Consider the following 21,144-nt stretch of genomic DNA (forward strand, 5'->3'; position numbering starts at 1 on the left):
GGTTTTTTTGTTTTGAAGGTGATCACATGAGCAATAAATGGCGCCCGGCAACCCAGCTCGTTCACGGCGGTACGCTACGCTCCCCTTACGGTGAAACGTCGGAAGCGATCTATCTGACCCAGGGTTTCGTCTATGAAAACTCCGAAGCCGCCGAAGCGCGCTTCAAGGGTGAAACGGATGGGTTCATCTACGCCCGCTATGCGAGCCCGACCAACGACATGTTCGAAAAACGCATGTGCCTGCTGGAAGGCGCCGAAGACGCCCGCGCACTTGCGTCGGGCATGGCCGCCGTCACCGCCGCCATCATGTGCCAGCTGCGCGCCGGCGACCATATCGTTGCGGCCCGCGCCCTCTTCGGCTCCTGCCGCTGGGTGGTCGAAACGCTTGCGCCGAAATACGGCATCGAATGCACGCTGATCGACGGTCGCGATCTCGGAAACTGGGAAAAGGCGATCCAGCCGAACACCAAGCTGTTCTTCCTCGAAAGCCCGACCAATCCGACGCTTGAAATCATCGATATTGCCGGCGTGGCGAAGCTCGCCAACCAGATCGGTGCGAAGGTGGTGGTCGACAACGTCTTTGCCACACCGCTTTTCCAGAAGCCGCTCGAACTCGGCGCCCATATCGTCGTTTATTCGGCCACCAAGCATATTGACGGCCAGGGCCGCTGCCTTGGCGGCGTGATCCTTTCCGACAAGAAGTGGATCGAGGAAGAGCTGCAGGACTATTTCCGCCATACCGGCCCCGCCATGTCGCCTTTCAATGCCTGGACGCTTCTGAAGGGCATCGAGACCCTGCCGCTGCGTGTGAAGCAGCAGACGGCCAATGCCGGCAAAATCGCCGATTTTCTCGCCGATAGCGGCAAGGTCGCCAAGGTCATATATCCCGGCCGCGCCGATCACCCGCAGGCCGATATCATCGCCCGACAGATGTCCGGCGGCTCGACGCTTGTGGCTTTCGAGCTGAAGGGCGGCAAGGAAGCAGCCTTCAAGCTGCAGAACGCGCTTGAGATCGTGAAGATTTCCAACAATCTCGGCGACGCCAAGAGCCTCATCACCCACCCCGGCACGACGACGCACAAGAACCTCACCGACGAGGCACGTGCTGAACTCGGCATTTCCGGCGGCACCCTGCGCCTTTCCTGCGGCATCGAGGATACCGACGACCTGCTGGAGGATCTGGCGAAGGGTCTGGCGGCCGTTTCGGCCTGAAAATTCAATCCGCAAAGCGCCATCGCCTGACTGCGTGTCGGGCCATGGTTCGCCTGCACGGTCTAAAAAGACCGCTTCAGGCAACCAATATTTACCTTTACCGTTATCCCTAACGGTGGAAAACAGCGCAACAGGAGACGCCTCCTGCCCGTCAAGTCATTCATTTTCTTGACGATAGCCAGAGCCTATAGTGTAGGATGCGGCGGCAGGCATAATATCGAGGTGTGGCGCGTATGTATCGTGCTCTGACAAGGGATATCGAGGTAACGGTCGATCCGTATTATCTCGAGGAACAATCCGACCCGGATGACGATCGTTACGTCTGGGGCTACAAAGTCGTGATCGCGAACAATTCCGATATTCCGGTTACCCTCGTCAATCGCTATTGGCACATCACCGATCAGAACGGGCAGGTGGATGAGGTCTATGGGCCGGGCGTCGTGGGTGAGAAGCCGCATCTGAAACCGGGCGACAGCTACGAATATTCCTCCGGCTGCCCGCTGGACACACCTTCTGGCCTGATGTTCGGCCATTATGAAATGGAAACGGAAAATGGCGAGGTGTTCAACGTCACCATACCCGCCTTTTCGCTGGATTCACCCGGCCTGATGCGGGTCCTGAACTGACATTCACCCGGCAATGAAAAAGCCGCGCCCTTTCAGGACGCGGCTTTCATTCAGGCATTCTCAAATTCACTCACATCGTAGCGATAGGTCGTGGAGCAGAACTCGCAGGTCACGGCAATGGCGCCGTCTTCTTCGCTTGCCTCGATCTCCTCGGCGGTGAAACCGGACAGCACGCCCTTGATCTTCTCCCGCGAGCAGCTGCAACGGTCAAGAACCGCCTGCGGATCATAGATACGCACACCGCTCTCGTGGAAAAGCCGGAAGAGAAGACGTTCCACCGGCACCTGCGGATCGGTCAGCTCGTCGGTATCCACCGTGTTCAGCAGCGTCACCGCCTCGGTCCAGGCATCATCCTCCTGCACCTCGTGACCGCTTTCATCGCCGTCGCCGCCATGCAGGTCGCGCATACGCAGCCGCTCGGGCGACTGCGGCAAGAACTGCGCTATAACGCCGCCCGCACGCCAGCCATGACGCGGCTTGCCTTCGCCATCACGGTCGAAGAACTCGGCAACCCCCAGCCGCACGCGGGTGGGAAGCTGTTCCGACTGGCGGAAATAAACCCCGGCAATGTCTTCCAGCGAGGAGCCATCGAGCGGCACGATACCCTGATAGGGCTGCATGCCCGCACCCTGATCGATCGTGAAGGCCAGAATGCCGTTGCCGAGCAATTGCTCCGGCGACGTCGCCCCGGCCGCAATCGCCTCCGCCAGCCGCTCCTCATCGAAACGGGCATAAGCGCGCATGCTTTCCGGCGCGGTGAAATCCGCAACCAGAAGGTCGACCGGGCCGTCACCCTTGGTCTGGACGGTCAGCTTGCCGGAAAACTTGAGCGACGTGCCGATCAGCGCCGTCAGAACGGTCGCTTCCGCCAGCAGGCGGGCGACCGCCGGGGGATAGTCATGCCGCTCGAGGATGGCATTCAGCAGCGGACCCACCTGCACGGCGCGGCCGCGCACATCCAGACCTTCGACCTGAAAGGGCACAACCTTGTCGTCGCCAGCAAAATCGAGATCGTCCAGTTCAACCGTTACATCTGCCATGTCATACTCCCTGGCGCAGCCGTGGCGCCGCTACCGTCCAAAAGTCCGGCTTTTAAAATGTGCTTTTTTCGCTTGTCGCACAGAGACCCGGGAAGAGAAACCGCTTCCGGGGAAAAACGTGCAAATCGTGATGATGGCCCGCCAGCAAAACCGACGGGCCTCTTCGAAGTCCCACAGATGGTAATCTATGCGCGCAAGTTCAAGCACCCGGCGTGACGGTGTCAGGCCGGGCGATTGCTCATCAGATGACGCCCATGCACCATGCGATGATGGACTTCTGCGCGTGGAGGCGGTTTTCCGCCTCGTCGAAGACGACGGATTGCGGACCGTCGATCACGGCATCCGTCACTTCCTCGCCGCGATGGGCCGGCAGGCAATGCATGAACAGCGCGTCTTTTTCCGCCTTGGCCATCAGGGCTTCATTCACCTGATAGGGCTGGAAGATGTTGTGGCCGCGCGCCTTGTGTTCCTGGTTCATGGACACCCAGGTATCGGTGACGACGCAGTCCGCACCCGCAACGGCCTTGTCGGCGTCGTGGCACAGCATGATCTCGCCGCCATTGTTGCGCGCCCAGTTCAGGAACTTGTCATGCGGTTCGGAGCCCATCGGCACGGCCATCGTCATGCGGTAACCGAAACGGGCCGAGCCTTCGACGAAGGAATGCAGGACGTTATTGCCGTCACCCGTCCAGGCAATAGTCTTGCCTTTGACCGGGCCGCGATGTTCCTCGAAGGTCATGATATCCGCCATGATCTGGCAGGGATGCGTGTCGTCCGTCAGGGCGTTGATGACCGGCACCGTCGCGTGTTCGGCAAGCTCCAGCAGGCGCGAATGATCCGTCGTGCGGATCATGATGGCGTCGACGTAACGCGACAGCACCTTGGCCGTATCGCCGATCGTTTCGGCGCGACCGAGCTGCATTTCCGTACCGGAGAGGAAAAGCGTCTCGCCGCCGAGCTGGCGCATGCCGACATCGAAGGAGACGCGGGTGCGGGTGGAAGGCTTTTCGAAGATCATAGCCAGCATCTTGCCGGCAAGCGGCTTTTCCGCCGTTCCGGCCTTGGTGGCGGCCTTGCGTGTGCGGGCGTCGTCGAGAATTGCCCGCAGGTCCTGCGAGCTGACGGCCGACAGGTCGAGAAAATGTTTAGGTGAAGCCATTTCAAACTGTCCCATGCTCGCGAGCCTCGGGGAAGAGGCCCGCCCTTTATTGTTTCCTCAGGCGATTTTTGCCTGTTTCGCTGTCAGGGAAGCGGCGGCCGCTTCCACGCGTGACAGACCCTCGCGGGCCTCTTCCGCCGTGGTGACGAGCGGCGGCAGAAGACGGATGACGTTGTCGCCCGCCGGCACGCCCAGCAGATGCTCGGCGCGCATGGCCTGCAACAGCTCGCCCGATGGAACCTTGGCCTTGATGCCGAGAAGCAGGCCTTCGCCACGGATTTCCTCGATAACGTCAGGATAACGATCCTTCAGCGAAGCAAGGCCCTGGCGGAAGACCAGCGCGACATCACGGACCTTTTCCAGAAAGCCCTCGGAGAGGACGACATCGAGCACGGCATTGCCGACAGCCATGGCCAGCGGGTTGCCGCCATAGGTGGTGCCATGCACGCCCGCCGTCATGCCGGAAGCGGCATCCGCCGTCGCAAGGCATGCACCGAGCGGGAAACCGCCGCCGATACCCTTGGCAACCGCCATGATATCCGGTGCAACGCCCGTCTGCTCATAGGCAAAGAGCTTGCCCGTACGGCCAACGCCGGTCTGGACCTCGTCGAAAATCAGCAACATGCCGTGCTCATCACAGAGCGACCGCAGCAGCTGCAGGAATTCCTTGGCTGGCGCGCGAATGCCGCCCTCACCCTGAATGGGCTCGATCAGAAGCGCGGCCGTTTCGGCCGTGATGGCGGCTTCCAGCGCATCGACGTCACCGAAGGGCACCTGGTCGAAACCTTCGACCTTGGGACCGAAACCTTCGAGATATTTCTGCTGGCCGCCGGCGGCAATCGTCGCCAGCGTGCGGCCATGGAAGGCGCCTTCAAAGGTGATGATACGGAACTTTTCCGGATGCCCCTTGGAATAATGATAACGGCGCGCGGTCTTGATCGCGCATTCCAGCGCTTCCGCGCCGGAATTGGTGAAGAAGACCTTGTCTGCGAATGTCGCTTCCGTCAGGCGCTTTGCAAGCTTTTCCTGGCCCGGGACTTCATAAAGGTTCGAGACGTGCCAGACCTTCTCGGCTTGGGTCTTGATCGCCTCCACGAGGTGCGGATGGGCGTGACCCAGCGAGTTGACCGCGACGCCGGCCGCAAAATCCAGATATCGTTCGCCGCTTTCCGTGAGCAGCCAGACGCCCTCGCCTCGCTCGAAGCGCAGGGGGGCTCTAGCAAACGTATCGAACAATGGCGCGGCGGCTTCGGCCATGGCTGTATCACTCCTTGCGCGGAAGCGCTGTCAGACGGTTGTCAATAGGCTTTCGGGGTTATCCCTTGCCTGAAAATCAAAAATGCCGCCTCGCGGCGGCAGGGGCACTATTGTCACTTCGCCTGCCGATGTCAACAAAAGTCCGCGTTTCCCGGGCTTCTCAAGCCCTAGTAGGTGGCGGCGGATGAGGCCCAAGGTGTTGCCTTTCAGACTCAACTCGCCAGCAAGTTGGGGAAAACCGGAAAATCGATTCGAGATGATTCCCGCGACTCTTGCCACGGAGTCTGCGTGGCACTAGGTTAATCGCTAATTACTAGACTGCATTGCGGCGGAACTAGTCACCAAAAATCAGGCAGAAACCACGCTCGCGGCACGCCCGCGAGGCGGAGAGGGATTCTGCCGACATTATACGCGACAAGCGGAGAAGCGGCATGAACTGGACAGACGAACGAGTCGAAAAACTCAAGAAATTGTGGTCCGAGGGGCTTAGCGCCAGCCAGATAGCAGCGCAGCTGGGCGGCGTGAGCCGCAATGCCGTCATCGGCAAGGTCCATCGCCTCAACCTGCCGGGACGCGTGAAGGCCGGCGGCCCGGTTACCTCGGCGCGTTCCGCGCCCAAGCGCACCGCTGCCCCTGCCCCGCGCGCGACGAATTTCGCGACCCGCGTCAGCGCAGCACCTGCACGCGCCTTGAACCGCTCGAGCGCGGCAACGGCGCTGCACGAGGAGATCGATATCGAGACCGCCGAAGTTCTCGATTACGTTCCCTCCAAAAATGTCGTTACGCCGATTTCCCGCCGCCTGACGCTGACGGAACTGACGGAGCGCACCTGCAAGTGGCCGGTCGGCGATCCGCTGAAGGATGATTTCCATTTCTGCGGTTGTGAAGCACTGGAATCTTCGCCCTATTGCAAGTTCCATGCAAAGCTTGCCTACCAGCCGGTAAGCGAGCGTCGCAAGGCTTGAGTGTTGCGGCACGCATTCGACACTCAAAAACTACGGGCCTTCGGGCCCGTTTTTTTATGGCGGAATCCAAAGTGGTTCAGACGCGGAGCCCGCGTTGTTTAAGAGGCGCTCCCAATCCCTGTTCTTGCGCATTCTCCGGATGTAAAACCGCGATGGGCCCTTGCGGCAAATGCTCTGAATTCGTCGGCGACGTGCCGCGCCCTTCCTACTGTCAGGTTTCACCGCGCAATCCGGCTTTCAGCAGACCGTCTGTCACCTTCAAAAGAACGAGGATACGCGTTTGCGGAAGGTTCAAAATCGAAAGGCCCGACACCGTTCCGGTCTCGGGCCTTCTGATTTTTGGAGAATTTATCCCAAGTGAAACCATCGGTTTCGGTTTTCTCAGGCTTCCATTGAATATCCGGCGCCGCGCACGGTGCGGATGACATCCTGCATATGCGAAAAATTGAGCGCCTTGCGCAGACGTCCGACATGCACGTCGACGGTGCGCTCATCCACATAGATATCGTGACCCCAGACGCCATCCAGCAACTGCGAGCGGGAAAACACCCGGCCGGGAGAGGTCATCAGGAATTCCAGCAAGCGGAATTCCGTCGGGCCGAGGCGCACTTCGCGGCTCTTGCGGTGAACGCGATGGGTCTCACGATCCAGTTCGATATCCCCGCATTTCAGCACCGAAGACAGAACCTCGGGGCGGGCGCGGCGCAGCATCGCCTTGACGCGGGCCATGAGTTCCGGCGTCGAGAACGGCTTGACGACATAATCGTCGGCGCCGGTGGCGAGACCGCGAACCCGTTCGCTTTCTTCGCCGCGCGCCGTCAGCATGATGATGGGCAGGCGCTCGGTTTCCGGCCGCATCCTGAGCCGACGGCACAGTTCGATACCGGAAACGCCGGGAAGCATCCAATCCAGGATAAGGAGGTCCGGAATACGTTCCTGCAGCCTGATTTCTGCCTCGTCTCCACGGGATATCGTGTCGACGTCATATCCCTCAGCCTCGAGATTGTAACGAAGCAGGACGCTCAGCGCTTCCTCGTCTTCCACAACTGCAATCTTGGGCACCATATACTAACTCCGCAAGCCGCTGCCTGTCTGTTACTCGGTCACCGAACCGAGGGTGTTGGAACTGTCGTCCTTCGGACGCTCGCCTTCCGGCTGGCTGCCGGTGGTCATGTAATAGATCGTCTCGGCGATATTGGTGGCGTGATCGCCGATACGCTCGATATTCTTGGCGCAGAACAGAAGATGCGTGCAGGTGGTAATGTTGCGCGGATCTTCCATCATGTAGGTCAGAAGCTCACGGAAGAGCGACGTATACATGGCGTCGATTTCCTCGTCGCGCTCGCGGATGGCATTGGCCTTCTCGGCGGAACGCGTGGAATAGACGTCCAGCACTTCCTTGAGCTGTACCAGCGCCAGTTCCGACAGGTGCTCTATGCCGCGGGCGAGCTTACGCGGCACGCCGGTGCCGGCAACGGCGATGACGCGCTTGGCGGTGTTCTTGCCAAGGTCGCCGACGCGCTCAAGGTCAGCTGCAATACGCAGGGTGCCGATGATCTCGCGAAGGTCTGCCGCCATCGGCTGGCGTTTGGCGATGGTGACGATGGCCTTGTCGCCGATCTCGCGCTCGGCGTGGTCGAGGATCGCATCGTCGGAAATGACCTTCTGGGCGAGCGCGGCATCGGAATTGACGAGCGCACGCACGGCGTCGGCGCACATCTGCTCCGCAAGACCGCCCATTTCGGCGATGCGGCGCGTCAGAAACTTCAATTCATCGTCATAAACGGAAACGATGTGAGAATGGGTCGTTGTCTGTGTCATGGTCTAGTCCTCCGGCTTGGCCTGCATGCGCGTACCCGGAAGCGGGCACGGCAGAAGCACCAGTCTTGTACGGTTTCGATAAAGCGCCGGCCGGGATCAGCCGAAGCGGCCCATGATGTAATCCTGCGTGCGCTGGTCATCCGGATTGGTGAACATCTTGTCGGTTTCGTTTTCCTCGACAAGATGACCAAGATGGAACATGGCCGTGCGCTGGGAAACACGCGCCGCCTGCTGCATGGAGTGCGTGACGATGACGATGGTGTAATTGGTGCGCAGCTCGTGGATCAATTCTTCGACCTTTGCGGTCGCAATCGGGTCGAGAGCCGAGCAGGGCTCGTCCATCAGGATCACTTCCGGGCTGACGGCAACGGCGCGTGCGATGCACAGACGCTGCTGCTGACCGCCGGAAAGACCGGTGCCGGATTCGTGCAGACGATCCTTAACCTCGTTCCAGAGACCCGCCTTCTGCAGGCTCTGCTCGACGATCTGGTCCATATCCGCCTTGTTGCGGGCGAGACCATGGATGCGCGGACCGTAGGAAATGTTTTCGTAGATCGACTTCGGGAAGGGGTTCGGCTTCTGGAACACCATGCCGACGCGGGCGCGCAATTCCACGACGTCAATCGCCTGATCGTAGATATCGTCGGTGTCGAGCGTGATCTTGCCGGTGACCCGGCAACCGTCAATCGTGTCGTTCATACGGTTCAGGGTACGCAGGAAGGTGGATTTGCCGCAGCCGGACGGGCCGATAAGCGCGGTCACCGTATTTTCCCGAACGTTGAGATTCACGTCGTAAAGCGCGCGCTTTTCGCCGTAATAAACCGAAACGTCCTTGCCGATCATCTTGTATGAGACTTCATTCATTTTCTTGTCCAGCGCCTTTTCAACTGCTGCTTCCGACAACATGTTCATTGCTCAAGCTCCTTCTACCAGCGCCGTTCGAAGCGGCGACGCAACAGGATTGCGCCAACATTCATGACGATGAGGAACAGAAGCAGGATGATGATAGCGCCGGATGTCCTTTCGACAAAGGCGCGCTCGGCTTCGTTCGCCCACATGTAAATCTGCACCGGCAGGGCCGTGGACGGATCCATCGGCGTTGTCGGATAATTCGCAACGAATGCCACCATGCCGATCAGGAGCAGCGGCGCCGTTTCGCCCAGCGCGTGGGCGAGACCGATGATGGTGCCGGTCAGAATGCCGGGCATGGCGAGCGGCAGCACATGGTGGAAGATCGTCTGCATCTTGGAAGCGCCGAGGCCGAGGGCGGCGGCGCGGATAGACGGCGGCACGGCCTTCAGGGCAGCGCGCGTCGCGATGATGATCGTCGGCAGGGTCATCAGCGTCAGGACGAGACCGCCGACCAGCGAGGCCGAGCGCGGAAAGCCCATGAAGTTGATGAAAACCGAGAGTCCGAGCAGACCGTAAACGATAGAGGGAACGGCCGCGAGATTGTTGATATTCACCTCGATAAGATCCGTCAGACGGTTCTTCGGGGCGAATTCCTCGAGATAGATGGAGGCCGCGACGCCGATCGGCAATGACAGCACCAGCACGATCAGCATCATGTAGAAGGAGCCGATCAGCGCCACGCCGACACCCGCCGCTTCCGGACGGCTCGACGCGCCGTTGACGAAGATGCCGGTATTGAAATGTTTGCCGAGCTGGCCGCTTTCGGCGAGCTGGTTCATCCAGCCGAGCTGCTGGTTCGAGATACGGCGATTGGCTTCATCCGCCGTCAGGTCGACTTGGCCCTTGAAGGCGCTGTCGACGTCGCCCGACGCCAGCAGCGTGACGGTGCGCGTGGTGCCGATAACGGCGGGATCGGCAACGACGATGTCGCGAAGCTGCGTGCGCACGCTGTCGGAAATCAGGAGATTGACGGCGCGAAGGCCGGCGCGGTCCGTCGGCGCAACACCCAGGACCTTGGCGACCGCATCGCGGGCGATGACGGGATAATTGGCCGTCATCAGCTTAGTGGGATTTGTGGCGCGCTCATTTTTCGGATCGATGATCTGTTCCGAAAACTCAACTGGAACGGTGATCATCGTCTGCTGGAAAGCGGTGTAACCCTTGGAAACCACCGAGAAAAGCAGCAGGAAGAGGAAGATGAGGCCGAAGGAAATCGCTGCCATGCCGTAGGCACGGAAGCGGCGTTCGGCGGCATAGCGGCGCTTGATGCCGATATCACGGCGCGTGGCCTTGTTGACGGCGCTCGCGCCGGCTGCGGGAGAAACGATGTCGGTCATTCATATTGCTCCCGGTATTTGCGCACGATGTAAAGCGCGTAGATATTCAGGCAAAGCGTGATGGCGAAAAGCGTGATGCCGAGTGCAAAGGCAACCAGCGTCTGCGGCGAGGTGAATTCAAGGTCGCCGGTGAGCTGGCTGACGATCTTGACCGTCACCGTGGTCATGGGTTCGAAGGGATTGAGCTGCAGACGGGCAGCAACACCGGCCGCAAGAACCACGATCATGGTTTCGCCGATGGCGCGCGACGCCGTCATCAGCACGGCGCCGACGATGCCCGGAAGAGCGGCCGGAATAATGACCCTCTTGATCGTCTCGGAACGCGTGGCGCCAAGACCGAGCGAACCGTCACGCAGCGAGCGCGGCACAGCGGTGATGATGTCATCCGACAGCGACGACACATAGGGGATCAGCATGATGCCCATGACGAAGCCGGCGGTGATGACGCTCTGCGCCTGGATGAAGTTGGCGTAGTTGCCCGTCGCCAGACCGTTGATCTGCGTGGAAATGTCTCTGAGGAAAGGACCGACCGTCGTGAGCGCGAAGAAGCCGTAGACGATGGTGGGAATGCCGGCGAGCACTTCAAGCAGCGGCTTTGCCATGGAGCGGAAGCGCGGCGAGGCATATTCCGCCATGTAGATCGCCGAAAAGAGACCGACCGGAACCGCAACCAGCATGGCGACCAGGCCGATATAAAGCGTGCCGGCGAGCAGCGGGATCAGGCCGAACTGGCCGGAGGAGTCGGTGGCGCCTGCCGCCGCAAAACGCGGATCCCAGACCGTTCCGAAGAAGAACTGGTGCGCCGGAACCATGGTGAAAAACTGGATCGCCTCCGTCAGCATGGAAAGGACGATGCCGATGGTCGTGAGGATGGCGATGGACGAGGCGACGAGCAGGGCCGCGAGAATGACTTTCTCGACCTGGTTGCGCGCCCGGAAACGCGGCGCGATTGCACGCAGCGCATAGGCGCCGCCGCCGAGCGCGGCCAGCAGCACAACGGCGATCATCGCGATACGGCTGGTGGAGGTCATGCTGTTGAGCGTGTGGGCGGCATCGACCATGAACCGCTCGGGATCGCCGGCGATTGCAACACCCTTCGATGCCAGAAGCGGCCGGACCGCAGCCGTATCGGCCTCGACCTGCGCGGTTTCCTCCGGCGTCAGCCGCTGGAGGCCACGGGCGATGGAGGTCACCATACCGTAGGTCAGGCTCTGCTGCGCTTCGGATTGCGCCCTGACATCCTCGGGGAAACTACCGCGCACGGCCGAGGTGACGAGCAATGGGCTGACAATGAGCCAGGCACAGAGAATGAACGCCGCGGGCAGCACCGCCCAGACGACCGCGTAGGAACCGTGATAACCGGCACGGGAATGCATGCTGGAGGGGCGGCCGCCAGACAGGGCGACGGCACGGCGGCTGCCGAGCAGATAGCTGCCGATGCCGATGAGCGCCAGTATCAGCAAAAGGATCGATGTGTTCATTAGAGTTCCCTCGGCGTGCCTCAAGAGCACGGTGCGATATCGGGCAAATCAAAAAGTCATCAAAACGAGACCGCTGGACCATCCCATGATGCCTGCCGCCTGACTGTAACATCGTCTGGCAAGCGTCAAGGTTGATACATCCTATCCATCTGTAATCCATCGACAATCATGTGGATGGCGATGGTTAGGAACTGTCAACCGCGGACGACGGCCCAAGCGAAGCCGAATGAGGGGCACGGCAAAGCCGCACCCCTCTTTCTTCATTACATCGTGGAGCCGGCCGAGAACTTCGAGCGGATTTCTTCGCGCTCTGCGTCCGGAGCAGCAACCAGGCCGTAGTTGGCGAGCGGGGAATCCGGGCCGATCATCTCGTCGGAAACGAAGAACTCGACATATTCCTTAAGGCCCGGGATAACGCCCAGGTGAGCCTTCTTCACGTAGAAGAACAGCGGGCGGGAAACCGGGTACTTGCCGCTGGCAACGGTTTCGGTGGACGGAACGACGCCCGAAACGGTCGCGACCTTCAGGCGGTCAGCGTTGTTTTCATAGAAAGCGAGGCCGAAAACGCCGAGGCCGGTCTTGTTGGCATCGATGCGGGCGAGCGTCTCAGTGTAATCGCCGTCGATGTCGACTGCAGCGCCGTCCTTACGGACTGCAACGCACTTGGCAGCAGCCTGCTTGGCATCGGTGATGAGCGTCTTGATGACGTCGGTCGCCTTGGCTTCCTTGCAGCCGTCAGCCATGATCTTCTCTTCGAAGACTTCGCGCGTGCCGTGCTTGGAACCCGGGATGTAAGCAGCGATTGCTACATCAGGCAGTTCCTTGTTGATTTCCGACCACTTCTTGTAAGGGTTGGCAACGAGCTTGCCGTCCTTGACGACTTCAGCGGCGAGCGCAAGGTACAGATCCTTCGGCTCGAGCTTGATGTCCTTGTTGGAAGAGTCCATTGCGAAGACGATACCGTCGTAACCGATCTTCACTTCCTGAACGTCGGCAACGCCAGCAGCCTTACAGGCAGCCAGTTCGTCGCTCTTGATCTTGCGCGAAGCGTTTGCAATGTCGATGGTGCCTTCGCCGACGCCCGAGCAGAACGCCTTCAGACCGCCGCCCGTGCCGCCGGACTCAACAACGGGAGCCTTGAAGTTCGGGAAGGTTTCGGCAAAGGTCTCGGCAACGATCTTGGCGTAAGGCAGAACCGTGGAGGAACCGGCAACCTGGATCTGGTCGCGAGCAGCGGCGGCGCCAGCGAAGGCGACAGAAGCCACCAGAGCTGCTGCGGAAAATTTAACGATGTTCATTTGTCTCTCCCGTCGTGGGCTTTGTTGTGGACGCAGCCGATAGCGACACTCGCTCTTAGCTTGCGCTCGGCGACCTTTTCTTAACCACCGTAGCCCCATCCTTTTATGTCACTTTGACGAAAGATTTGTGACAACCTAAATTATTGATTTTATTTATAAATATACGCGACATTAAAAGCAGATGCATATTTTATGTCAGAATCTCACAGTGAAGTCCGTGCCGCTACCCAATTCCGATTTAATGATGAGGCGGGCGCGGTGGCGGGTGAGGATGTGCTTGACGATGGCAAGTCCGAGACCCGTGCCCTTTTTCGAGCGGCTGTCGGCGACGCTGACACGATAAAAACGCTCCGTCAGGCGCGGCACATGTTCGGCGGGAATGCCCGGCCCCTTGTCGATGACGCTCACCTCCACCGGCTTGCCGGGTTCGGCGCGCAACCAGACATCCACGACCTTGCCTTCCTGGCCGTATTTGCAAGCATTTTCAACGAGGTTCTGGAATACCTGCACCAGCTCGTCGCGGTCCCCCTGCACCTCTGCCGGCCGGTCGGGCAGGTGCAGCGTGATGGTCACATCCAGCTCGTCGGCAAGCGGCAGCAGGGTATCGCGCACATGGCCGATGACGGGAACGAGATCGACCTTCTGGTCGGGCGCGATGTTGGCCCGCAATTCCAGCCGCGACAGCGACATGAGATCGTCCACCAGCCTGCTCATGCGGGTTGCCTGATCCAGCATGATGGCGAGGAAACGTTCCTGCGCCTTCGGATCGTTGCGCGCCGGCCCCTGCATGGTTTCGATGAAACCGCGCAGCGAGGCGAGCGGTGTGCGCAATTCATGGCTGGCATTGGCGACGAAGTCGCTGCGCATGCGGTCGATGCGGCGAAGCTCCGAGACGTCGCGGAACGACAGGATATAGAATGGCGGGCCTGCCCCCTCTCCCATATCCGCACGGGCGATGCGGACGATGAAGACCCGTTCGGAAGGGAAGCGCTCCGAATGTTCGACCTGGTTGGGCTGGCCGGTGGTAATGGTTTCGCGAATGACATCCAGGAGGCCGGGAGAGCGCAACCGGGCGGAAATATGCGCCCCGGCGGGCAACTGGCCGAAGGCGCGCTCGGCCGCGCCGTTCTGAAACAGCACGCTGGCGTTCCTGTCGAGAATGAAAACGGGGGTATCCAGAACCGCGAGGCCCGCCCTTACGCCGGAAATGACGCTTTCGCCGGGCACTTCTTGCTCATCTGCCTCCGCAGCCGGGCTCCCGTCCTTTGGGGGAGCCGCCGCCGGCCCCTCCCGGGCGGCGAGGATGGCAATGACGGCGCAAAGCCACAGGGCGGCGGGCATATAGGGCGTGTTGAGCTCGGCAACGGCCACGATGGCGAGCATGCTGACGATGAGAACGGGCAACCAGTTTCGACCGAGCTTCCTTCCCAAACGCCTTAACCCACCATCGCCTTCCATGACTGCCATTTCAGCCTGCTCTTTCCACTTTCATCTGACAGCGCATCGAAATCTCATAGGCCAGTTTCATGACAGAGATTCATCATCGCGCATTTTCCACAACGTATATGCGCAAAATCGACGCCGCAATCGCTGCCGCCGCCCGCACCCCGGTCAAGCGGTCCCGTTTCACTTGAATTCTGGCAATGGATGTGAACTCATTGGCGTCGAGTTGCCTTTACACAACAACAGCCGGAGGAAACCATGGGCGAAGAAACGAAGAAGCGGACGGTCGATATCACCATAGGCGGCAAACTGCGCAGCTTCGACATCGACGATCCGGTTCTTCCTGACTGGGTTGAGGAAAAGAAACTTTCCGCCGGCGATTTTCCCTACGACAAGAAGATGAAGCGGGAAGACTATGACACTGCCCTCGAGGCGCTGCAGGTGGAGCTGGTCAAGGTGCAGTTCTGGCTGCAGGCCACCGGCAAAAGGGTCATGGCGGTTTTCGAGGGCCGAGATGCGGCGGGCAAGGGCGGCGCGATCTTCGCGACCCGGGCCTATCTCAACCCCCGCTATGCCCGCGTGGTGGCGCTGACCAAACCGACGGAAACCGAACGTGGCCAATGGTATTTCCAGCGCTATATCTCACATTTTCCGACCGCCGGCGAATTCGTTCTCTTCGACCGCTCGTGGTATAACCGCGCCGGGGTAGAGCCGGTCATGGGTTTCTGCACGCCGGAGGAACACAAGCGCTTCCTCAAGGAAACGCCGCGTCTGGAAAAAATGCTGGTCCATGAGGACGTTCATCTTTTCAAATTCTGGCTCGACATCGGCCGCGAAACGCAGATCGAACGCTTTCATGACCGTCGCCACAGCCCGCTGAAATGCTGGAAGCTTTCGGATATGGACATAGCGGCGCTGACAAAATGGGACGACTACACGCAGAAGCGCGACGAAATGCTGGAAAAGACCCACACCGATGCCGCCCCCTGGACGGTGGTGCGCGCCAACGACAAGCGCCGCGCGCGGGTGAACCTCATCCGCCACATCCTTCTTGCGCTCGATTATGAAGGCAAGGACAAAAAGGCAATCGGCGAGATCGACGACAAGATTTTGGGATCTGGGCCGGATTTTCTCAAATAGGACCGGAAGACACTGACTGGCGCCTCCATTCGAGACGCCTGCCTTTCCCTTACTGGCCCGGCAGAATGCGCACGGAATAAAGATTGACCGGGCGGCCGCTGCCATCGATATCGCTGTTGATGAAGATCCTGCCCGGCGCATTGGGAGCGAGAGATCGCTCGAATGTCGTGTTCAGCAGCATGTCCGCGCGCTCGGCCGTGGCGGTGAAGCGGTGGCGGGAGCAATCGCCCAATGTCGCGAAATCGCAGGCGACGGACACCTGGGTCTGCCGGTCGCTGGAGGATTGCAGCGTGATCGAAATGGTCGAGGACTTGCCCGCCATATCCCGCATCACCTCCACCGGAACCTCGACGCTGACGGCGCCATCCTGCGAGACACTTCTCGAGGTTACCTTTATCGCCTTGCCAGCGGGTGTGGCGATGTTTTCGACATTGGCACGCGGGCCGGCCGAAACACCGGAACTGCCACGTTCCGCATTGAAGACTTCCACCCAGTCATCGGAAAAACCACGGCCGGCGGAAAGGCTCGGCGCGGGCTCCGTCCCGTTGAAATCCTCCGCCTGCACCTGCGCCGGCGGATTGGGCACGCTGGTATCGCGCTGCTCCGGCGAGAGCAGGAGGCCTGAGGAATAGACCCACCAGGCGCCGAAACCGATAAAGGCCAGAAGTGTCACGTAGATGAAAAGCCGGGCGAAAAGCCCGCGGCGCTTGCGGCGGCCAACCGCGCCTTCCGGCCGGAAGGCAAGTGAGGAGTCGCCTGCGCGGGAGCTTCTCTTCCGCGGCTTGCCATTGCGCTGCCCCGCACTCAGCGGCTCCGGAGCAGCGGCGGCGCCCGGCCGCACATCGCGCGTTTCGCCACGCAGCTCCGGCTTAACACCCATATCGCCGTGGTGGGGCGGCTGCGAAACGGGGTCGACCGAGTGATCTTCCTGCGCCGGACTTTCCGATGCGGGCGGGCGCAATTGCTGCTCCACCCTGTCCAGAAGCCGGTTGCGCTCTTCATTCTCGATCTGGTGGATCAGGCCTTCAAGCCGCTGGCGCTGCTGGGACACCACCTGCGGATCGTCTATGCCCTGCTTGCGCAGGCCCGCTTCCAGTGCCTGGCGGGAGGATTGGTAAATCCGTGCACGAACTTCGGCGTTCGATCTGTCCGATTTTTCCAGAGCATTTCTGATTGCCGTTTCCAGTCCGCTCACGACCGATCCTTGTTCTATTGCGCTTTGCAAAAAATATGCGGCGCTGCGCCATGGGTTCACGATTCGGTAACGGCTATACCGCCCCTCCGCAAGCATCGTTTGCGATAAAGACCGGATTGCCTTGGGGAAAATCAATTCATTGTGGCGCTACGAACGCAGATTCGAGAGGCGAATGCCACGCTGTTTTCGCTTTCAATCTGCTGCTGAACGCGATATTGATTTACGTGCGCGTAAACGTAATTCGTGGGAGGAGACATGCTACCGTCCGTGCTGAAAGACAATCTGCGTCTTCCGGTCATAGCATCACCGCTATTCATCATTTCACATCCGCAGCTGACGCTGGCGCAGTGCAAGGCCGGCGTCATCGGCGCTTTCCCGGCGCTCAATGCGCGGCCCGAAAGCCAGCTCGACGAGTGGCTGGCGATGATCACCGAGGAGCTTGACGCTCACAACCGGGCCAATCCCGAGCGCCCGGCGGCGCCCTTCGCGGTCAACCAGATCGTGCACATGTCCAACCGGCGGCTGGAGCACGATCTCGGCCTTTGCGTGAAATACAAGGTGCCGGTGGTGATTTCTTCGCTTGGCGCGGTACCGGAGGTCAATGCGGCCGTGCATTCCTATGGCGGCATCGTGCTGCATGACGTCATCAACGACCGCCATGCCCGCTCCGCCATTCGCAAGGGCGCGGATGGGCTGATCGCGGTGGCGACGGGTGCCGGCGGACATGCGGGCACGCTTTCGCCCTTCGCCCTCGTTCAGGAAATCCGCGAATGGTTCGACGGCCCGCTGCTGCTGGCCGGCGCCATCGCCAATGGCGGCTCCATTCTCGCGGCGCAGGCCATGGGCGCGGATATGGCCTATATCGGCTCCCCCTTCATCGCCACCGAGGAAGCGCGCGCTTCCGAAGGCTACAAGCAGGCGATTGTGGACGCGCAGGCGAAGGATATCGTCTATTCGAACTATTTCACGGGCGTACACGGAAACTACCTGAAAAGCTCGATCGTCGCCTCCGGCATGGATCCCGACAATCTGCCCGAAGCCGATCCTTCGAAAATGGACTTCGAAACGGTCTCCGGCGGCGCCAAGGCCTGGAAAGACATATGGGGCGCGGGGCAAGGCATCGGCGCCGTCAAGGCGGTGGAACCGGTGGCGGCACTCGTCGATCGTCTGGCAAATGAATATGAAACGGCCAAAAAGCGCATCTGCGGGAAAGGCTGACGTCTCCGGCAAACAATGGACAGGCAAAGCTTTTTGCGGAAATTTCAAAACCAGCACATTCAAGGCTTGAAATCCGTCAGCATTGCCTGTATCAGCCCGCCATGAAGCTGATCCGCAACAAACGGGTCACAATCGGGCCGCTTTAGCTCAGTTGGTAGAGCACGTCATTCGTAATGACGGGGTCACGTGTTCGAGTCACGTAAGCGGCACCATTCTCCTTAAAAGTTTCAAAGTATTCTAGCGAGTTCAGCCTCAATGGTGGCTATCTCATTTTCCAGAAGCCGCTCCGAGATGTTGGTTGGCGTCCTGTGAACCCTGCCAGCGAATGCGTCAAGAATTCCAAACTTCTCGTTTCCGAATCCTCGATAACCACGGCTCAACAATATGAGCCCCGCGCCTGCTTGGTCGCGATTGATGCGCACATCCTTAGCCGGATATACGGCGACAACCTGCTGCGCATTTTTAGCCTGATAAGAGATTTCCGGCTCGATATGCACTGAAAACGTCTTTTGAGGAGACCTCCAGACACCCCGGTTCGGCATAATTGCCTGACCCGGATGATCGGCAATCCACGCCGATACCCTTTCAAATACCTCCTTGTTTCTCTCAACGGAGTTTGTTGTGGAAGAAGCCTCTATATCCTTCAGCACGCGGTCCTTCGTCCGACCGTGCGCGCAGTGCTGAACAATGCCATCTCGCGAGGGCCTATAGAAGTCAAATCCGCCCGGTTTTGCATACCGTTCAAGGTCCCTGATCTTATCGCCGGTATTCAAGGTCAAGAGCTTCAAGAATGTTGCAAAATGCATGACTACGGGCATATGTTAAGACTCGCTGCAGTGACCTGACGCTCAATGCTCTCGATCGCGTGGCGGATTCGGATCGTTGCCGGGTGCGATTGTATCCTTACTGCGGATTTGTCCGCCGACGCCCTTTGTTGTGAGCTCACCACCTCCCTGATTTTGCAGCATTTCGCGAGCAGCTTTGATCGCTTCATTTTGCGTACGGTGCAGGCTGGAGGCTCGGCTTGCGTCGTTGCGCTCGTTCGCCCATGTCCCGTCAGGACGCTTATATACCATTCTATCTCTATCTTTGCTCATCGAAGTCTCCAAGCGATTGAACAGAGCAAGAACATAGCGTGATTCGGACAGAAATTGGAGTCGTGGCAATATTGGCAGCGCTGTCCCTACAACGCTAACCTCGAAGACGCTTCCTAACAGCCTTCCGCACGCGACGCCAATGGGTTTGCTCCGCTCCGTCGCTACGATGCCACGCGCGTTGGTGGTGGGCGAGCGCTGCCTCATCAGGATCGGAAAAATTTCGGATGATCTCATCAGCCACGCGGTCGATCTCGGCAATGGGGACCAGTCGCGGCTTAATGGAATCCGTCCAAATGATCCACATGACGAGGCCTATAAACATAGCTACTTGGATGCAGAAGAAAGCAACCAACAGCCAACTCAAGACATCAAATAGCAGCCAAATTGCCGACATCTAAGAACCAAAGCTCAAGTTTTTTACAATAAAGATGTTTTAGTTCTTTTTTTTAAGAATCCATAGTTCCTATCTATGGATTTGACAAGCTGTATGCCGTCCATCTTACGGACATATGGAACTTCAACACCTCTTCGGCGCAAACGTTCGCCATCACCGCAAAGCCAAGGGCTGGACGCTTGAGCGCCTAGCCGATGAAGTTGGTGTGACTCAGGAAACTATCGGAAAGATCGAGCGCGGCAAAGCTGCACCTCTTTTCGAGACCGCCGAGAAAATTGCAGTTGCTTTGGGCGTACCGGCCCCGGCCTTATTCGGTGCCGAAGTCGCGCCGGGCGATGGCGAACGGGCGCGATTCCTTACCGACATCAATCGGACTCTTTCGCGCATGAATGAAGACCAATTGGACCGCGCCGCCAAAATACTGAAGGCCTTCGTGGGGTAGTTCACGCAGAGAAACGGTGACGGCAGCCCCAGAGGCAACGAAGTCCCTCGCCGCCTACACCGGGGCTTAGAGGTGGCCCGATGCCTGTGGCAGGTTCCCGCGCATTGCCGCCACCCACACTCTGAAGGGCCTAAAGCGGCTACCGCCGAGGCGACCTAAACATCCAAAAGTCATAACCTCCATCAGAAGTGGAGATTTAATTCTGATATAAACGCAGCCTACCGAACCTCGCCCATAACCTTTAACTGTGCCTCGTCGTATTGCCTCCGATCGCCAGAACCTTTGAAACCAAACCGCCCACCACACGTTCTCCGGCAGGTCATAAACAACTGGAAAGCCTGTCATCGTGGACGTCATTCGTATCCTGATCGCCATCATCCTTCCGCCCGTCGGCGTGTTTCTTCAGGTCGGGCTCGGCCTGCATTTCTGGCTGAATATTCTCCTGACGCTGTGCGGTTATGTTCCCGGCATCATCCACGCGATCTGGGTGATCCTGCGGAGGTGATACACGCTCTCATCGGCGATGGGACGCCCGCAACATTTTAGTGCGTGATTAAATTCTCATTTGCTGCTGGAACCTCGTCTTCTCCCTCACGTTATGGTGATGACATCAGCGAAGGAGAAAATCATGAATCAGATCATCTACATCGTCGGCCTCGTCGTCATCGTTCTGGCGATCCTGTCGTTTTTCGGCTTCCGTTGATCCCCGTTGTCAATTCGATCGCTTGCGCATATCCTAAGCAGCAGTGACACACGACTGCGTTCATGGGTTGCTTCGCTGTCGGGTGTATTTCGGGATCGCGTTGCTCTGGGAGGTGCACGATGAAGAACGAGAGATGGACAGAGCCTGTCGAGGTCAATCTCGAGGCGAATGGCAAGAGTGTCATCGCCGGCCCCTTCGAAGCGTTGACATTATTGACCGAAGGCTGGCCCAAAATTGGCGGATTGAGCTTCGTGAGAGCGAGAAGCGCCTGCCGTGCCGCCCTTGACGGCCGTAAATCGCCCGAAGAAGCGCGCAAGTGCTTCACCGACGCGGTTTCCGAGATGCAGAAAAACCCGCATTGACGCACCCAAAAGAAAACGGCTCCTGAAAAGGAGCCGTTCTTTT

General features: G+C 59.3%; 22 protein-coding genes and 1 tRNA gene. 10 read left to right on the top strand and 13 right to left on the bottom strand.

Annotation, left to right across the window (positions count from 1 at the left end):
• Window positions 1-26: 26 nt before the first annotated feature.
• Window positions 27-1,211, top strand: coding sequence for an O-succinylhomoserine sulfhydrylase (locus ACQZ5G_RS07980; RefSeq protein ID WP_035265079.1), 1,185 nt, complete (start codon window positions 27-29; stop codon window positions 1,209-1,211).
• A gap of 233 nt (window positions 1,212-1,444) precedes the next feature.
• Window positions 1,445-1,837: a Co2+/Mg2+ efflux protein ApaG gene (apaG, locus tag ACQZ5G_RS07985; protein ID WP_003503545.1), complete on the top strand. Its 393-nt coding sequence runs from the start codon at window positions 1,445-1,447 to the stop codon at window positions 1,835-1,837.
• A 50-nt stretch (window positions 1,838-1,887) separates the two neighbouring features.
• Here the strand turns inward: apaG and ACQZ5G_RS07990 are convergent, their stop codons facing one another.
• The 3 genes from ACQZ5G_RS07990 to ACQZ5G_RS08000 all read right to left on the bottom strand — a co-directional run bounded on the left by ACQZ5G_RS07990 (window position 1,888) and on the right by ACQZ5G_RS08000 (window position 5,293).
• Window positions 1,888-2,877, bottom strand: coding sequence for an Hsp33 family molecular chaperone (locus ACQZ5G_RS07990; protein WP_448737258.1), 990 nt, complete (start codon window positions 2,875-2,877; stop codon window positions 1,888-1,890).
• A 241-nt stretch (window positions 2,878-3,118) separates the two neighbouring features.
• Window positions 3,119-4,036 carry an ornithine carbamoyltransferase gene (gene argF, locus ACQZ5G_RS07995; protein ID WP_448737257.1) on the bottom strand — a complete coding sequence of 306 codons (918 nt, stop codon included), beginning with the start codon at window positions 4,034-4,036 and terminating at the stop codon, window positions 3,119-3,121.
• 57 nt (window positions 4,037-4,093) lie between these two features.
• A complete protein-coding gene (locus ACQZ5G_RS08000; RefSeq protein ID WP_448737256.1) occupies window positions 4,094-5,293 on the bottom strand; it encodes an acetylornithine transaminase in 1,200 nt (399 codons plus the stop codon).
• Between the two features lie 431 nt (window positions 5,294-5,724).
• Here ACQZ5G_RS08000 and ACQZ5G_RS08005 point away from each other — a divergent pair, with 431 nt between their 5' ends.
• Window positions 5,725-6,258: a GcrA family cell cycle regulator gene (locus ACQZ5G_RS08005; RefSeq protein WP_003519984.1), complete on the top strand. Its 534-nt coding sequence runs from the start codon at window positions 5,725-5,727 to the stop codon at window positions 6,256-6,258.
• A gap of 381 nt (window positions 6,259-6,639) precedes the next feature.
• Here ACQZ5G_RS08005 and phoB read toward each other — a convergent pair whose 3' ends face one another.
• From phoB to phoR, 7 genes are all read right to left on the bottom strand, one after another.
• Complete coding sequence (phoB, locus tag ACQZ5G_RS08010; protein WP_087743323.1) at window positions 6,640-7,323, bottom strand: phosphate regulon transcriptional regulator PhoB; 684 nt, start codon at window positions 7,321-7,323, stop codon at window positions 6,640-6,642.
• A gap of 30 nt (window positions 7,324-7,353) precedes the next feature.
• Window positions 7,354-8,079 carry a phosphate signaling complex protein PhoU gene (gene phoU, locus ACQZ5G_RS08015; RefSeq protein ID WP_003519985.1) on the bottom strand — a complete coding sequence of 242 codons (726 nt, stop codon included), beginning with the start codon at window positions 8,077-8,079 and terminating at the stop codon, window positions 7,354-7,356.
• A 96-nt stretch (window positions 8,080-8,175) separates the two neighbouring features.
• Entirely contained in the window at window positions 8,176-8,991 is an 816-nt protein-coding gene (gene pstB, locus ACQZ5G_RS08020; RefSeq protein WP_003519986.1) for a phosphate ABC transporter ATP-binding protein PstB, read from the bottom strand.
• 14 nt (window positions 8,992-9,005) lie between these two features.
• On the bottom strand, window positions 9,006-10,328 hold the full coding sequence (gene pstA / locus ACQZ5G_RS08025; protein WP_003519987.1) for a phosphate ABC transporter permease PstA: 1,323 nt from the start codon (window positions 10,326-10,328) through the stop codon (window positions 9,006-9,008).
• Window positions 10,325-11,809 carry a phosphate ABC transporter permease subunit PstC gene (gene pstC, locus ACQZ5G_RS08030; protein WP_003519988.1) on the bottom strand — a complete coding sequence of 495 codons (1,485 nt, stop codon included), beginning with the start codon at window positions 11,807-11,809 and terminating at the stop codon, window positions 10,325-10,327. Before pstC ends, pstA begins: the two co-directional genes overlap by 4 nt.
• Window positions 11,810-12,072: 263 nt before the next feature.
• Window positions 12,073-13,107 carry a substrate-binding domain-containing protein gene (locus ACQZ5G_RS08035; protein WP_065654533.1) on the bottom strand — a complete coding sequence of 345 codons (1,035 nt, stop codon included), beginning with the start codon at window positions 13,105-13,107 and terminating at the stop codon, window positions 12,073-12,075.
• Window positions 13,108-13,302: 195 nt separating this feature from the next.
• A complete protein-coding gene (gene phoR, locus ACQZ5G_RS08040; protein WP_448737255.1) occupies window positions 13,303-14,574 on the bottom strand; it encodes a phosphate regulon sensor histidine kinase PhoR in 1,272 nt (423 codons plus the stop codon).
• A 234-nt stretch (window positions 14,575-14,808) separates the two neighbouring features.
• On the opposite strand from phoR, the gene ppk2 reads away from it, so the two are divergent.
• Complete coding sequence (gene ppk2, locus ACQZ5G_RS08045) at window positions 14,809-15,690, top strand: polyphosphate kinase 2 (RefSeq protein ID WP_003519991.1); 882 nt, start codon at window positions 14,809-14,811, stop codon at window positions 15,688-15,690.
• Between the two features lie 49 nt (window positions 15,691-15,739).
• On the opposite strand, the gene ACQZ5G_RS08050 is transcribed toward ppk2, so the two are convergent.
• Entirely contained in the window at window positions 15,740-16,885 is a 1,146-nt protein-coding gene (locus tag ACQZ5G_RS08050; protein ID WP_448737254.1) for a hypothetical protein, read from the bottom strand.
• A gap of 255 nt (window positions 16,886-17,140) precedes the next feature.
• Here ACQZ5G_RS08050 and ACQZ5G_RS08055 point away from each other — a divergent pair, with 255 nt between their 5' ends.
• Window positions 17,141-18,103, top strand: coding sequence for an NAD(P)H-dependent flavin oxidoreductase (locus ACQZ5G_RS08055; RefSeq protein ID WP_020811427.1), 963 nt, complete (start codon window positions 17,141-17,143; stop codon window positions 18,101-18,103).
• Between the two features lie 136 nt (window positions 18,104-18,239).
• Window positions 18,240-18,315: transfer RNA gene (locus tag ACQZ5G_RS08060), tRNA-Thr, on the top strand.
• Window positions 18,316-18,330: 15 nt separating this feature from the next.
• On the opposite strand, the gene ACQZ5G_RS08065 is transcribed toward ACQZ5G_RS08060, so the two are convergent.
• Both ACQZ5G_RS08065 and ACQZ5G_RS08070 read right to left on the bottom strand, forming a co-directional pair.
• The gene (locus tag ACQZ5G_RS08065; RefSeq protein WP_448737253.1) at window positions 18,331-18,921 is read right to left on the bottom strand and encodes a hypothetical protein; all 591 of its coding nucleotides are present in this window, start codon (window positions 18,919-18,921) and stop codon (window positions 18,331-18,333) included.
• A gap of 30 nt (window positions 18,922-18,951) precedes the next feature.
• Window positions 18,952-19,200: a DUF2188 domain-containing protein gene (locus ACQZ5G_RS08070; protein ID WP_448737252.1), complete on the bottom strand. Its 249-nt coding sequence runs from the start codon at window positions 19,198-19,200 to the stop codon at window positions 18,952-18,954.
• Between the two features lie 139 nt (window positions 19,201-19,339).
• On the opposite strand from ACQZ5G_RS08070, the gene ACQZ5G_RS08075 reads away from it, so the two are divergent.
• The 4 genes from ACQZ5G_RS08075 to ACQZ5G_RS08090 all read left to right on the top strand — a co-directional run bounded on the left by ACQZ5G_RS08075 (window position 19,340) and on the right by ACQZ5G_RS08090 (window position 21,101).
• Complete coding sequence (locus tag ACQZ5G_RS08075) at window positions 19,340-19,576, top strand: hypothetical protein (protein WP_448737251.1); 237 nt, start codon at window positions 19,340-19,342, stop codon at window positions 19,574-19,576.
• Window positions 19,577-19,709: 133 nt separating this feature from the next.
• Window positions 19,710-20,036: a helix-turn-helix domain-containing protein gene (locus tag ACQZ5G_RS08080; RefSeq protein WP_448737250.1), complete on the top strand. Its 327-nt coding sequence runs from the start codon at window positions 19,710-19,712 to the stop codon at window positions 20,034-20,036.
• Window positions 20,037-20,382: 346 nt separating this feature from the next.
• Complete coding sequence (locus tag ACQZ5G_RS08085; protein ID WP_020811433.1) at window positions 20,383-20,541, top strand: YqaE/Pmp3 family membrane protein; 159 nt, start codon at window positions 20,383-20,385, stop codon at window positions 20,539-20,541.
• A 317-nt stretch (window positions 20,542-20,858) separates the two neighbouring features.
• Window positions 20,859-21,101 carry a DUF982 domain-containing protein gene (locus ACQZ5G_RS08090; protein ID WP_003519998.1) on the top strand — a complete coding sequence of 81 codons (243 nt, stop codon included), beginning with the start codon at window positions 20,859-20,861 and terminating at the stop codon, window positions 21,099-21,101.
• Window positions 21,102-21,144 lie beyond the last annotated feature (43 nt).

This window comes from Agrobacterium sp. 22-214-1, assembly GCF_053522465.1.